Origin of the sequence: Leifsonia sp. AK011 (assembly GCF_013410945.1) — a bacterium.
In the GTDB taxonomy this organism is placed as follows: Bacteria; Actinomycetota; Actinomycetes; order Actinomycetales; family Microbacteriaceae; genus Rhodoglobus.
The window spans coordinates 638,538-652,530 of the sequence record NZ_JACCCH010000001.1; the positions used below are offsets into that span (position 1 = coordinate 638,538).

The window sequence follows — 13,993 nt, forward strand, 5'->3', positions numbered from 1 at the left end:
GTCGCCAGCTTATCTGCGTGCTCCCGGAGGGGCCGGGTGCCGCTCACTGGGGGGCTAGCTCACCGCAGTCGAGGAGCAGCAGGCGCACGGGCGCAGTCTCTATTCCCACGACTGTCTCCGGGGGGTAGTTCGCGCAGGCCTCGCGTGCCTCCTCCACGTTCTCGGACCACGAGACACCGGTCGTGCGGGCCGAGGAGGTCTGCGTGCTCGCGACACCGAACTGCACCATGAGCGCGACAACGGCGATCCACGCGACGATGCTCGGCCACCGCACTCCGCGCGAGGCGCCGAGCCGCACAAGCACCGCCGCGGCGAGAGGCACCGTCGCGGCGAGGAAGAATCCGGATGCCACTCCGTAGCGCACGCTCAGCATCCCCTCGAAGCCATTCGAGTTCGAGTGGTGCGCGTAGAGGAAGTAGTTGTTGCCGTCGATCAGCGCGCCGGCGGCGTAGATGGCACCGGATGCCAGCACCAGCGTGACCACGAGGGTGCGTTGCATCCGTGTGCCCCACACCAGCACGACGATGGACGCCACGGCGAAGGGAATCAGGGCGAGCGCTGGCACGAGCGCCCCGCTCTCCAGCAGCACGGTGACCTGCCAGTTCGTGTTGGGGCTCACCATCGGCAGGACCGTGTTGTAGAGATAACCGAGGAGCAGGGAGGGGAAGCCCAGCCACGACGCGTTGCTCGGCCGGGGGAGCAGCAGGGTGGTGACGACCTGTCCGGCAATGCCGAGAAGGAAGCCGACACCGATCGGCCACGCGAAACGGTGCTGTCGGGGCGCCATGAACACGAGCAGGGGCAGGAACAGCAGCGCCTGGATCTCCGTCATCGCACAGAGGAGGGCGACGACGCCCCAGCCAATGCCGGAGGGGAGGGTGCGGGGCCGGTAGAGGAGCAGCCAGGGCATGAGCCAGAGGCAGTAGGTGTGGAAGTCGGCGAGGTTGCCAACGACTTCCACCGCGCTGAGGGGGAGGAGGAAGGTGATGCCCGCGAGACCGAGGCGGGCTGGCACCCAGGGGACGAGGTCGCGACTGAGCCAGAACACGGCCGCGCCGACCGCTCCCGTGAGGATCGCGCACGCGACGAAGACCGCGATGCCGTACCACTCGAGGGGCACGATGGGCGCGAGGATGCCCGTGACGATGCGGGGGATGAGGTGCTGGTAGCCGGCATACCCGCGGAACGGTCCTCCGCCGCCGTCGAGGTACTGCTTGAGGAAGACGTCGCCGTCCTCCGCCCAGATCGTGTCGATGTGTGCGACGGGCACTCGCAGGAGGCTGATGATCGTGCCAGCGACGAGGATCGCCAGCAATGTGAGTCGGGTTCGCACGAGGGGAGCCTATCGGGGCTCAGGCGAGCGCGAGCATCGCTCCCGCCACGATCGCGAGCACCAGGCCCACGTACTGCAGCACCGCGATGCGCTCCTTGAGCACGATAGCCGCGAGGATGATCGTGCCAGCCGGGTACAGGGCGGTCAGCACCGCGATCACCGAGAGCTCGCCCAACCGCACCCCGAAGAGCAGGCCGGTGTTCGCCGCGGCATCGAGCACGCCTCCCGCGATCGCGAGCCAGAGTGCGGTGGGTACGACGCTGCCGCGAGGCTTGCCACGGCGCGACGCGATAAGGGCGAGGACTCCCACCAGCGTGAACATGATGGCCGAGTTCGTGGCGCGATTGGCGACGAGGGGCACTATGCCCGAGTCATCCGGGGTCTCGTCGATGATGATGAGGAAGATGCCGATCGCCGTGCCCGACCCGACGGCCATGAGCACGCCGGTGAGGCTCGGCTTGACGGCGTTGCGCACGAGTTCGCCCCTGCCGGGGGGCGTGAACCCGACGAGCACGATCGCCACCAGCGCGAGGCCGAGTGCGATGTAGCCGAGGGTTCCGAGGCGTTCGCCGCCGAGCAGCCCGATCGTCAGCGGAACGATCGCACTCACGACGGCGGTGAGCGGGGAGAGGATGCTCATCGGCCCGATCGCGAGGCACGCGTACAGCAGGCCGATCGCCACGGCCCCCGCCACACCCGACAGCGCCCCCAGCAGCACGGCCTCCGGGGACCACACGCCGCCCACGATGGGCAGGCCGACCACGACAACCACCACAAGCCCGGACAGTGCGACGATCGCCGTGACCGTGATCGCGCTGAGGCGCTTCGCCGCGAGCCCACCGAGGAAGTCGGCCGCGCCGTAGACGAGCGCGGAGGTGAGTCCGACGATGACGGTGAGCATGGACACTCACGCTATCGCCCGCTCAACCCCCGCGAGAAGCCACTTACCGCGACAAAACCCGCCACGAACGCTCGGTAGGTGGCTTTTCGCGGGGGTTGAGGCGCGTCACTCTGCGGGCATGGCCTCCGCCGGCAGCTTGCGCACCTTCGCGCGTCGGCGTCGGCGCTCGGGGATCATCGAGCGCATCTCCTCGAGCTTGCCGAAGCACAGCAGGCGGTCACCGGCCTCGAGCACGACGTTCTTGCGCGGGTTCGGGATGACGGATGCCCCGCGGTGCACGGTCAACACCGTGATGTCGCGCTCCCACAGCCCCGATTCGCCAAGGGTCTGCCCGACGAAGTCGCCGTTGTTGTGCACGAGGAGCTCCGCGACGCCGTAGCCCGTGGACACGCTGAGTCGCTGGCGCACATCGATCTCGGGGAACGCCACCTGGTTCGCGATGTAGTCGACGATCGCACCCGCGACATCCAGCTGGGTCGCCGCCTCGATGCCGCCGAGGCCGGGGGAGGAGTTGACCTCCATGACCAGCGGCCCGTCGGAGCCCTCCAGCATGTCGACGCCCGCGACCCGGAGGCCCATGATCTGGGCCGAGCGCACGGCAGCGGCCTCGAACTCCGGCGCGAGCGCGACGGCCTCCACCGAGCCGCCGCGATGCACGTTCGACCGGAACTCGTCGCCGTTCGCTGTGCGTCGCATCGCCGCGACAACCCGGTCACCGACGACGAGCGCGCGGATGTCACGCCCCCTGCTCTCACTCACGAACCGCTGGATCAGCACATTCTGGTTGGTGGAGTGCAGTGTCTCGATGATGGCTTCCGCGACCTTCACCTCCGGGGCCAGGATCACGCCGATGCCCTGGGTGCCCTCGAGCAACTTGATGACGACGGGCGCGCCGCCGACGCGCTCGATCGCGGGCCTGACATCCGCACGGTTGCGCACGAACGCGGTCGCAGGCATGGCGATGTTGTGGCGGGACAGGATCTGCGTCGCCCGCAGCTTGTCCCGCGCGTTCGAGATGCCGTTGGAGGTGTTGGGCGTGTAGACGTCCATCTGCTCGAACTGGCGCACGACGGCCGTGCCGAAGTAGGTGATCGAGGCGCCGATGCGGGGCAGGATCGCGTCGTAGTCGCTCAGCGGGTTGCCGCGGTACTGCAGGTCGGGATCGGGGCCGGAGAGGTCGATCGCGAAGCGCAGGGTGTTCAGCACCCGGACGTCGTGGCCGCGCTGCTCGGCGGCGGCGCGCAGTCGCTGGGTCGAGTACGAGCGCGGCGCGCGCGACAGGATCGCGAGTTTCATGGGAGGTGTCCTGTCAAGATGGTGCGGTGAGTAAGACACCCCATTCAAACACCCTCGCGGGGTGGCGGGAATGGGTGCAATTGCCGGATGTCGGCATCCCCTGGGTCAAGGCGAAACTCGACACCGGGGCGCGCACGTCGTCGCTCCACGCGTTCAACAAAACGGTCTTCGAGCGTGACGGAATCGACTGGGTGCGCTTCACAGTTCGACCCTGGCAGGAGTCCACGGAGGACGAGGTCGTCGTCGAGTGCCCGGTGCACGACAGGCGCAGGGTGCGCAGCTCGTCCGGTCACGTCCAGGAGCGACTCGTTGTGATGATGAAGGTGGTGCTCGTGGGTCGTACGGTCGAGGCCGAGGTCACCCTGAGCAACCGCGACCAGATGGGGTTTCGGATGCTCATCGGGCGTGAAGCACTGCGGCGCGGCTTCGTCGTGGCATCCGGTCAGTCGTTCCTCGGTGGGCGGGCGCCCAAGGCGACGCGGCGACGTAACCGCGGTCGCGTGGGGTGACTACTTCACCGTAGTCACAGCTCGATGACTACCGTGGGGTAGTCGTAGGGTGGTTGACTACCTCCGAGTAGTCGGCGTAGACTGACTACTCGAACGTAGTCAATGCGGGTTTCGGGGGGCGCCATGAGAGCAGTCGTGAGAACGCCGCCCGACCTCGGCCGACTGGTCAAACGACTCCGCGAATCCCACGGGCTGAGCCAGCGTGAACTCGCGGATCGGCTTGGCACATCGCAGCGCTATATCTACGAGCTCGAAGCGGGCAAACCCAAGATGGCGGACGACCGGTACTTCGAGCTGCTCGCGCTCCTCGGCATCACGCTCACCGCGGAAGCGCCGGATGCCTGAGGAGTCGCTCGAGGTCTCCCTCTACGGCACGGTGATCGGTGAGCTCGTGCGCGGTCGGGGCGGAGCCGATTTCCGTTGGTCAGATGCCGCCGAGCGACGCTGGGGACTGAACTCCGCGGTACTCAGCCGATCCCTCCTGGTTGGTACTACCAACCGCGGCCAGGCCGAGTCCTTCTTCGGTGCCCTGCTCCCCGAAGGAATGCACCTCGACCGTCTTGCCAAGGAGGCGAAGGTCGCGAGCGACGATCTCGTCGGGCTTCTCGAGCACGTCGGCGCGGACCTCGCTGGCGCCCTGCGGATCGGTCGACCCCGGGATGCCACCGAGCCGGACCGCCTTTCGGAGCGCGAGGTCAGCCTCCTGCTCGACACGGCGTCCGGTTTCCTCGTGGGCGGGGGCGGTACTGCTCTCCCGGGCTTCCAGCGCAAGCTCACGCTCACCCGTCGCGACGGATCATGGTGGCGCGGGAACGGTTCCATCGCTTCGACGCACATCCTCAAGCCTGTGCTCACCGAGCACCGGTCAGCGGTGGAGGGCGAGGCCTACCTGCTTGCGATCGGCCGGGAGCTGGGCCTCGTCACGTACGAGTCGTGGACGGAGAGGATCGGCGATCGTTTTGTGCTCGTCGTGGAGCGCTACGACCGGAGGCAGCAGGGGGACGACATCGTGCGACTCCACCAGGAGGACACGGGGCAGGCACTCGGCCTCCCGTGGGGTGGTAGCGAGAAGTTCGAGCAGAACGACAGCCGGGCATCCCTCGTGTCCGTCGCGGGCCTTCTCGACACCGGGCGCACCGTGTTCTCGCCGGGCCGACCCGACGCCGAGAAGCTCCTGCGATACACGGTGCTCACCGTCGCCGGCGGGAACACGGACGCCCATGCCAAGAATTTCTCGCTGTTGCACGCGGACGACGGCTCTACCGAACTGGCGCCGTACTACGACGCCGCCCCCCTCGCCCTGGCCTACGACGGCACGCAGACGCTCGCCATGCGCGTGAACGGGGTCAGCCAACTGCCCGACGTCACGCGCGACGACCTCGTGGAGGAGGCCGCGGGATGGGGGCTGGCGGATGCTCGACCCATCGTCGACGAGACGCTCGAGGCCATCATCGCCGCGACCAGAAGCCTCGAGGCTCACGCGTCCATCGCCGCTCACGTGCCGGGCTACGTGAGGGGGCAGGCGCAGAACCTCCTCGATGGTCGGCCCGCGCGAATCCCCTCCGCCGTGCCTCTCCTCACACTGGAGCACCTTGGGAGCTGACGTGGCGACGGCGGATCGTTCGGCTGGGATGCGCGGCATCCCGCTACTGTCTCGTCATGACCTCTGAGGAAGATTCCCGAACTACCGCTCGTCCCGGCCTCTTCAGCGACACCGAGGTGACGCTCCCCGCGTACCGCATCCAGTGGCTCGCGAAGCTCATGTACGGCAACGCATTTGAGATCGTCGTTATTGCCGTCATCATCGCCAACGCGGTCTCGCTGGGCATCCTGACGTTCCAGGATGTCGCGCCCTCCGTCGTCGCGGTCGCCCAGGCCATCGACCTCTTCGCGATCATCTTCTACTCGATCGAGTTGCTGCTGCGCATCATCTCCTATGGGACGAAGCCGTGGATGTTCTTCTGCAACCCGTGGAACGTGTTCGACTTCCTCGTGGTGCTGCTGATCCCGTTCCTCAGCAACGGCACCGTGGTCTTCCGTCTCGTGCGCCTCATGCGCATCCTGCGGATCTTCCGCTTCCTGCCTGAGGCGCGCATCCTCATGCTCTCGATGGTCAAGTCGGTGGCGCCGCTCGCCAACCTCGCGGTGCTCATCGGGTTCCTCATGTTCATCTACGCGATGGCCGGTGTGTACCTCTTCGGTGCGGCCGACCCGGATCGGTGGGGCAACCTGGGCACCGCCTTTCTCACGCTCACGGTGATGCTCACGCTCGAGAACTTTCCCGACGCGTTTCTCAGCGGCCTCGACATCACGCCGTTCGCGCTCCTCTACTTCCTCTCGTACATGTTCTTCATCGTGTTCACGGTGCTCAATGTGCTGATCGGCATCGTGCTCAACGCCATGGACCAGGCTCGGGAGGAGGTCGCGAAGAATCCTGCGCCGGGGAGCGGGGCGGCATCCGTCAGCCCCCACGAGGAGGAACTCGAGGCACTGCGTACGAGGCTCGCCGAGCTGGAGGCCGGCTACAAGGTCTCGCCTGACCACCTGCGACGCATTCGTGAGGAGCTCGATCGCCTCGCGACGGGATGACGCGGCTCGAGTGACGGTGGTCGCGGGTAGCTTCTCCACAGGTCGAACTTCGCACTCGACATGTAAACGCTGTCCACATAAAGTGGAGGAATTATGACTTCCCCCTCCGGCGACGTCACTGCCGAAGCTGGCGCGTCGGCGCCCTCGACTCATGAGCCGCCAGCCGACGGCATGCGCACCTTCGCGCAGATCCTCGTCAACACCGCGCTCGCCAACATCACCACGAGCTACCTCTGGTTCGCGCTGACGTTCTGGGTCTACCTCGAGACCCGCTCCGTGCTCGCCACGGGCATCATCGGCGGCGCGTACATGCTGCTCGTCGCGATCTTCTCCATGGTCTTCGGCACGATTGTCGACCGGCACCGCAAGCACGCCGTCATGCTGTTCGCCGGCACCGTCACGCTCGCGGCGTTCGCGGTGGCCGGCGTTATCTACCTACTCTTCCCGGAGAGTACCCTGCTCAGTCTCGGCAGCCCGATGTTCTGGCTCTTCGCTGGCATCATTCTCTTCGGTGCCGTGGTCGAGAACATGCGCAACATCGCGCTCTCCACCACGGTCACCCTCCTCGTGAAGGAGGACCGCCGCGCCAACGCGAACGGACTCGTCGGCACGGTGCAGGGTGTCGCCTTCATGGTCACGAGCGTGTTCAGCGGCCTCTCGATCGGACTGCTCGGGATGGGCTGGACCCTCCTCATCGCGATCGCCCTCACCGCGGTGGCCCTGGTGCACCTGCTCTTCCTGCGCATCCCGGAGGAGCAGCCGGAGGTCTCCGAGCGCGCGCCGTTCATCGACCTCCGCGGCAGCATCACCGCTGTCCGCGCCGCGACCGGCCTGTTCGCCCTCATCATCTTCTCGACGTTCAACAACTTCATCGGTGGCGTGTACATGGCGCTCATGGACCCCTACGGCCTCGAGCTGTTCCCGGTGGAGCTGTGGGGCATCGTGCTGGGCGTGACATCCACCGGCTTCATCGTGGGTGGCCTGTTCATCGCCAAGTTCGGCCTCGGCACGAATCCCATCAAGACGATGCTGCTGCTCGTGATCCTCATGGGCCTGCTCGGTGCGACCTTCACGATCCGCGAGTTCTGGTGGCTGTACGCCGCGGGCATCTTCGTCTACATGGCGATCATCCCGGCGGTCGAGGCGGCGGAGCAGACGGTCATCCAGAAGGTCGTTCCGTTCGCGACCCAGGGGCGCGTGTTCGGGTTCGCGCAGGCGTTCGAGTCGGCGGCCGCGCCCATCACGGCCTTCCTCATCGCCCCGATCGCCGAGTTCATCATCATCCCGTTCATGGACACGGATGCCGGGCGCTCCACCTTCGGCTGGCTGCTGGGTGAGGGCGAGGCCCGCGGCATTGCTCTCGTGTTCCTCATCGCAGGGCTCGTGATGGTGCTCGCCGCAGCGCTCGCCTTCCTGACCAAGTCGTACCGACGCATCTCGGCCCAGTACGCGGGTCAGACCGAATCGGTGATGCCCGAGGAATCGCCGCAGGTTTACGAGGCATAGCCCAGTCGACGCCGACCCAAGTCAGGCCTGCGAGGAGCTCATTGCTCGGGCTCCGATATGGGTCCACGGGTTGGTTGGCGAGAACGGGGGTTGAGCGGAAGCTCCCCCATTGAAGATCTCTTGGAGCGTGGGATAGGCGGCGAAAGTGATCGCAAGGTCTTGGATTCTCGACTCGAGAAGCGGACTGTGCGCCTGGGCTCTAATCCACGCCAAGGCTCGAGCACCATGCTCTGCCTGCGTGTCATATCCGGCATTGTGCAACAGCTTCACCGTGGCAATGAGGCCGCGCAACCCCTCACCATATCCGTGCGGCCAACTGGCTTCCTCACTGGCCGGATGTGCGTAATCCACGCTGATGCCGAGGATTGCGTCGATGCAGTGAGTGACCACATGAGCTACTTCCCGACGGCGTCTCTCCGCGCTAGCAACTGATTTGCGCGTCATTCGCAGAGCGACCCGGTCGCAAAACGAGGTCTCTCGTGCATTCAGCTCGCGAACACGAGCAAGGTACCTTCCAAAGCGGCCTGGTTGATTCCCCAGAACCAAGACGGCTGCGAGCCGAGCCAACACGAACTGAGCGGCCTGTCTGCGCGTGTCCAGCTTCGCCTTCAGATTGGTGTTCTGATGTACTCGCCTGAAGTAGTGAAGTATAAGTAGTACTAGTTGAAGCCGATCTTGCATCGGCAAGAATGCCTCCTCCTTCCGCCGCCAGAACGTGTGATGGATTCGTCCCGACCAGCCGATTGAGGGCAGCAGACTCCATGCCTCTGCGTCAGGGAATTGCATGGTCCACCTGAGACGATAGATGCGCGTGATGCGCTCAGCCATGACGCTCAGAATTTGCCCGTAGCGTTGCGATTCTGCCTCGAGTATTAGTTCATGGATCGGCATGAGCGGGTCACGGAGTCCGAAGTTTGTGCGGTTGGGGTTGATGGAAACCTTGTAGCCAGTTTCGCTGGACGAAGGCGAAACCCGCACTACCCCCCACTCGCTACCGTCCGAGCCCCTAATCGAAAGCGCGAAGTGTCGCGCGAGACTAACTGGGTCCATGTTGGTCACAAGACGAAGGCTTAGCGACAAGATGATCGTGACGAGGAGCGCATGCGAAGTGAGAGCCATCATGGACAGAGCGATCGCCCAAGCTTGGGTCTCCCCCCGCGTGTTGAGTATCAGCGACCATAAGCTGAGACCGATAGTAGAAGCGGTGAGTATGAGGAGCGGGGCGTACGCGCGCGCTCTGTAAATGGCGGTCATTCCGTATTGCCTGAATCCCGTGACTCTCAACTGGGCAGTTAAGAAGAAGAGGGTGGAAGCTAAACCGCCGAGAGTCGCAGCGGTACCTGCGATCGGCGCTCCCAGCTGGGATACGTGGGATCCGTACTGAGCGAACAACGCTGGTGCTGCGATCCACACGAGGAGCGGTGTCCCGACCATCAGGGGCACTGCAAGGATCAAAACCAAGAAGTTCAGCACACGAGACACTCGCGCCGTGCCAGCAGAGTGTCGATCGTATTGTCCAAGACGTTGTTTGCTAGACGACTGCACTCGCTTTTCGAGCTTGTCTGGGTCGGGAGGACGGCTCCAGACTCCGTGGCCCTCGCCCACAGGCTTGAAGTCAAAACGTCTCGCGAGCCGGCGACCCGCTTGGGTCGCCGGTCGGGCGTAGATCATTGGATAGTTGCGATCGCCCATCCATTGGGCGAAGCGGGAGGCGACGTCACTGCCGTGCCCGTCGCGCGAAACGATGTTCGAGATGTAGGCGCTAGTAGCGGCTGTGCTGGTGAGATGTTGCACTTCGACGAAGCGAGCGTCCAGCCATTCGCCATTGGCAAACGACCTTGATGCGGCGCCGTTCAGGAGGTAGACCACAGCTGCCCCCACGAGTTCCGATCGGCCGCGACGTCGAAAGCCGAGGAGTATAGCGCCGGGCGACGCCAAAAGCCGGGTCAGCCGCTCCTTGCTCGGAAAAGTATCGGGCCGCATGGATCGCAGCCTGCACAGCTCTAGAAAGTCTGGAACTGCCGAGTCCGGCAGAACCTCCACAAAAACATCATTCTCTCGGGTCATCGATGTCCGCCTCGGGTATTTGCAGTAAAGCATCGCACAAGATGACCCGGGCTCACTACATGGGACGTGGTCCAGATTGGGGCCTCGCTGACATCCTCCTGCGGCCAGCTGGGCCGGTAGACCGCTAGCGCTCTTGGCGAATTCGTTCTGTTGGACTTGCGGGCAGAACGCGGCCCCGACCGATTCGGTGACGCCGGAGATGATGCCATCGAGAACGTCGGTCCTAGAGGTCGTAGTCCGTAGCCAGTCACTTTCGGTTTCCCTGCATGGAGGAAATCGAAGTCTCTTCGATAAGCGCGATTTGCGGCCCCTGGCTCAATCGCCGAGCTCTGAGGCATCCGTCAGCATGTCCGGACAGGTACCGCCGGGGGTGGTCGCCAACTCGTAGTGCCAGCGCTCGTTGGCGAAGATCTGGCAGAGGCCGAACTCGTAGCCGTGCTCCTGGAGCCAGAGCTGGGCATCGAGCGGTTCGATGTCCACGGCCTGACCACGTGTGTGCGCCGAGAGGTCGGGCGGCGCCACGAACTGCCGGGCGATCTCCTCGCTCTCGTAGGTGACGACGGCTTCGTCGAAGAGCTGCTGTTGGTACCGAGTGCTGCGCCAGCCGCTGTTGATGTAGATCGGTTGGTCGTCTTCGGCTGCTGCGGCGGTGGCCGCTGCGAGGGCCGCGCGCAGCTCCGGATCCAGCTTCGCGATCGCCTGTACGTCAGTGTCGACGGTGAACCCGGACATCTCGGGGATGACGCCGTCATCCTCTCCCACGAGCCCGACAGGCGCTTCGCCGATCGGTGGGAGGGTGACCGCGTCTGATTTCGGTAGTGAGAGGTAGGCGAGAACCCCGCACGCCACCGCGACGATGGCGAGCGCTGACACGATCGCCACGAGCGCGATTCCGCCGGGGCTGTGCCGGGCTCGGGTCTTCTGGAAGGTGCTTCTTCTCTGCATGCATCCGATCCCACGCGACCGGGTGTTGCCGTGACGTATCCCAAATCTCATACGCCCGCGATACTCGCCCCGACTTATCGTGGAGCCATGCGGGTGCTGATCGTCGAGGACGAGGTGTTCCTCGCCGAGGCCGTTCGAGACGGCCTTCGGCTTGAGGCGATCGCCTCCGACCTCGCGCACGACGGGGATGCCGCGCTGGAACTGCTGTCGATCAACGAGTACGACGTGGTGGTTCTCGACCGCGACATCCCGGGCCCGGACGGTGATGCGATCGCTCGGGAGCTTTCCGCAACGACGGGAGGCCCGCGCATCCTGATGCTCACCGCGGCGGACCGGCTCGACGACCTGGAGTCCGGGTTCCAGAGCGGGGCCGACGACTACCTCACGAAGCCGTTCGCGATGCGGGAACTCGTGCTGCGGCTCCGCGCCCTTGAGCGGCGTCGGCACACGGGTCGGCCTCCGGTGATGGAGGCGGCCGGATTGCGGCTGGACCCGTTCCGGCGTGAGGTGTTCCGCGACGGTCGCTACGTGGCGGTGACGCGCAAGCAGTTCGCGGTGCTCCAGGAGCTGATGCTCGCCGAGGGCGGCGTGGTCAGCGCGGAGGACCTGTTGGAGCGCGCGTGGGACGAGAATGCGGACCCCTTCACGAACGCGGTGCGCATCACGATCTCCTCCCTGCGCAAGCGCCTCGGCGAACCGTGGCTCATCCAGACCGTCGCAGGAGTCGGCTACCGGATCGGTGGCACCGATGAGTGAGCGGCAGCAGGGGCTGTCTATCCGCACACGGCTTGCCCTGAGCTATGCCGGCTTCGTGGTCGCGGCCGGACTGGTGATGTTCGTGGCCGGCCTGCTTCTGCTGCGTTTCGTTCCCGAGGGCTACATCTACGACCTCAACGGCGACTTCGTTCCCGACCGGTCAGACCTCCTCGAGGTCTACCTCCGCTACGCAGCGTGGGGTCTCGTCGGCCTCGCCGTGGTGGGTCTGGTCGGCGGCTGGGTTCTCGCAGGGCAGGTGCTCACGCCCCTCACGAGGATCACGGATGCGGCGCGACACGTGAGCGACGGGGACCTGAGCCATCGCATCCGAATGCCGGGCGCCTCCAACGAGCTGACCGACCTCGCCGACACCTTCGACGGCATGCTGGACAGGGTGCAGGCCTCCGTCGACGAGTACCGACGTTTCGCCGCCAACGCGTCGCACGAGCTCCGCACGCCATTGGCGGTCACACGCACGATGATCGAAGTGGCCCAGGCGGACGAGAACCGGGATGTCGACACCCTTCTCGCTCGCATTGCCGCGATGAACGAGCGTTCCATCGCCCTGACCGAAGCTCTCCTCGACCTCGCAAGTGCTGACAACGGCACGCGCGAGACGAAGGACGTCGATCTCGCCGCTCTCACCGAGGTCGCGGTCGACGAGATGCGCGAGGACGCGGAGCTCAGGGAGCTCGACGTCACGGTCCGCTGCGACCCCGCGCGGGTTCGCGGGGATGCCGCGCTCCTCTCCCAACTCGTCTCCAACCTTGTGCGCAACGCCCTCGTTCACAACGTCGAGGGCGGCGAGGTGCGGGTGTCGACCTCGACCGGTGCTGGGCTCGCCTACCTGCGCGTCGAGAACTCGGGGGTGGTGATCGATCCGTCCGCGGTTGCGGTGCTCACCGAGCCGTTCGTGCGCGGGGCTGGGCGTGTGCGAGCCGCGGGGGAGCGAGCAACCGGAGCGGGCCTGGGGCTTGCGATCGCGGCATCCATCGTGCGTGCACACCGCGGCACGATCGACCTCACGCCGCGCGCGGGCGGCGGGCTGGTTGTGGTGGTGGGCCTGCCGATCACCTAGGGCTCGCTACGAGCGATGTGCTCGCCGGTAGGTGCTCGGGGACACACCGAGGTGCGACGCGAGGTGACGCCTCAGCGAGGTTCCGGTCGCGTACCCCACCTCCGCCGCGATGGCATCGACTCCGAGGTCAGTCGTCTCCAACAGCCTGCGGGCCGCACCCAGGCGCTGTTGCGTCAGCCACTCCCGCACGGCGAGACCCGTGTCGGCGCGGAAGCGTCGCACGAAGGTCCGCTCGCTCATGTGCGCGTGATGTGCGAGTCGCGCGATCGTCAGGTCGTCGTCGAGCCGCTCGAGCGCCCACTCCCGCGTCGTCGACGTGGACAGGTCGGGGGCGTCCGGGATTGGTCGCTCGATGAACTGAGCCTGGCCGCCACCGCGATAGGGCGCGACGACGCAGCGGCGGGCGGCACGCGTGGCCATCTCCACGCCGTGATCCTCCCGGATGAGGTGCAGGCACAGGTCGATTCCGGATGCCGCACCCGCTGAGGTCACGACGGATCCGTCTCCCGTGAAGAGCACGTTCTCATCGAGCTCGATGTCGGGGTACCAGTCGCGGAAAATCGGGGTGCACTGCCAGTGAGTGGAGGCCCTTCGTCCTACGAGGAGGCCTGCCGCCGCGAGGGTGAAGCTTCCGGTGCAAATGGACACCAGCCGGGCATCATCTGGCACAAGCTCCAGCGCCGCAGCCATCTCGGCGGAAAGCTCACGCCGCAGGAACCGGGGGTCGACGGGCGCGACGATCACAGTGTCGGCTGTGCGCAGGACCTCGGGAGACACGTTCGGCACCACGTCGAAGCCGGCGTTGGTGGTGATCGCCCGGCCGGTGGGAGTGCAGAGCTGCACATCGTATGCCCCATCTGCGGCTCCGAAAATGCGCGAGGGGATGCCGAGTTCGAAGGGGTAGGCGCCCTCCTGCGCGAGCACGACGACGCGGTGAGGGCCGGTACCAGTCATGGCGCAATTGTATCGAAAGGTGACATTCCAGTCATTGGCTCGCCTCCGCCGGACTTCTA

Annotated in this window: 13 protein-coding genes; 7 read left to right on the forward strand and 6 right to left on the reverse strand. The window is 65.8% G+C overall.

What is annotated here, in order from left to right; all coding sequences use genetic code 11:
- Positions 1-43: 43 nt before the first annotated feature.
- The 3 genes from HDC94_RS03165 to HDC94_RS03175 form a co-directional block, all read right to left on the reverse strand.
- Positions 44-1,333 carry a hypothetical protein gene (locus HDC94_RS03165; protein WP_179494788.1) on the reverse strand — a complete coding sequence of 430 codons (1,290 nt, stop codon included), beginning with the start codon at positions 1,331-1,333 and terminating at the stop codon, positions 44-46.
- A 19-nt stretch (positions 1,334-1,352) separates the two neighbouring features.
- The gene (locus HDC94_RS03170; protein WP_179494789.1) at positions 1,353-2,234 is read right to left on the reverse strand and encodes a DMT family transporter; all 882 of its coding nucleotides are present in this window, start codon (positions 2,232-2,234) and stop codon (positions 1,353-1,355) included.
- Between the two features lie 105 nt (positions 2,235-2,339).
- Complete coding sequence (locus tag HDC94_RS03175; protein WP_179494790.1) at positions 2,340-3,530, reverse strand: RimK family alpha-L-glutamate ligase; 1,191 nt, start codon at positions 3,528-3,530, stop codon at positions 2,340-2,342.
- Between the two features lie 26 nt (positions 3,531-3,556).
- On the opposite strand from HDC94_RS03175, the gene HDC94_RS03180 reads away from it, so the two are divergent.
- From HDC94_RS03180 to HDC94_RS03200, 5 genes are all read left to right on the forward strand, one after another.
- The gene (locus HDC94_RS03180) at positions 3,557-4,039 is read left to right on the forward strand and encodes a RimK/LysX family protein (protein ID WP_179494791.1); all 483 of its coding nucleotides are present in this window, start codon (positions 3,557-3,559) and stop codon (positions 4,037-4,039) included.
- Between the two features lie 123 nt (positions 4,040-4,162).
- On the forward strand, positions 4,163-4,384 hold the full coding sequence (locus tag HDC94_RS03185) for a helix-turn-helix transcriptional regulator (RefSeq protein ID WP_179494793.1): 222 nt from the start codon (positions 4,163-4,165) through the stop codon (positions 4,382-4,384).
- Positions 4,377-5,642, forward strand: coding sequence for a type II toxin-antitoxin system HipA family toxin (locus HDC94_RS03190; RefSeq protein ID WP_179494795.1), 1,266 nt, complete (start codon positions 4,377-4,379; stop codon positions 5,640-5,642). The genes HDC94_RS03185 and HDC94_RS03190 overlap by 8 nt, the downstream gene beginning before the upstream one ends.
- Before the next feature lie 56 nt (positions 5,643-5,698).
- A complete protein-coding gene (locus HDC94_RS03195) occupies positions 5,699-6,628 on the forward strand; it encodes an ion transporter (RefSeq protein WP_179494797.1) in 930 nt (309 codons plus the stop codon).
- Positions 6,629-6,799: 171 nt separating this feature from the next.
- Positions 6,800-8,134, forward strand: a complete 1,335-nt coding sequence (locus HDC94_RS03200; RefSeq protein WP_179498803.1) for an MFS transporter — start codon at positions 6,800-6,802, stop codon at positions 8,132-8,134.
- Between the two features lie 21 nt (positions 8,135-8,155).
- Here HDC94_RS03200 and HDC94_RS03205 read toward each other — a convergent pair whose 3' ends face one another.
- Positions 8,156-10,201, reverse strand: a complete 2,046-nt coding sequence (locus tag HDC94_RS03205) for a hypothetical protein (protein WP_179494799.1) — start codon at positions 10,199-10,201, stop codon at positions 8,156-8,158.
- Between the two features lie 315 nt (positions 10,202-10,516).
- A complete protein-coding gene (locus HDC94_RS03210; RefSeq protein ID WP_179494801.1) occupies positions 10,517-11,146 on the reverse strand; it encodes a M15 family metallopeptidase in 630 nt (209 codons plus the stop codon).
- Positions 11,147-11,233: 87 nt separating this feature from the next.
- Between HDC94_RS03210 and HDC94_RS03215 the strand changes: the two genes are divergently transcribed.
- Positions 11,234-11,902, forward strand: a complete 669-nt coding sequence (locus HDC94_RS03215) for a response regulator transcription factor (protein ID WP_179494803.1) — start codon at positions 11,234-11,236, stop codon at positions 11,900-11,902.
- Positions 11,895-12,980, forward strand: a complete 1,086-nt coding sequence (locus HDC94_RS03220; RefSeq protein ID WP_179494805.1) for a HAMP domain-containing sensor histidine kinase — start codon at positions 11,895-11,897, stop codon at positions 12,978-12,980. The genes HDC94_RS03215 and HDC94_RS03220 overlap by 8 nt, the downstream gene beginning before the upstream one ends.
- A 6-nt stretch (positions 12,981-12,986) precedes the next feature.
- Here the strand turns inward: HDC94_RS03220 and HDC94_RS03225 are convergent, their stop codons facing one another.
- Positions 12,987-13,934, reverse strand: coding sequence for a GlxA family transcriptional regulator (locus tag HDC94_RS03225; protein WP_179494807.1), 948 nt, complete (start codon positions 13,932-13,934; stop codon positions 12,987-12,989).
- Between the last annotated feature and the right edge of the window lie 59 nt (positions 13,935-13,993).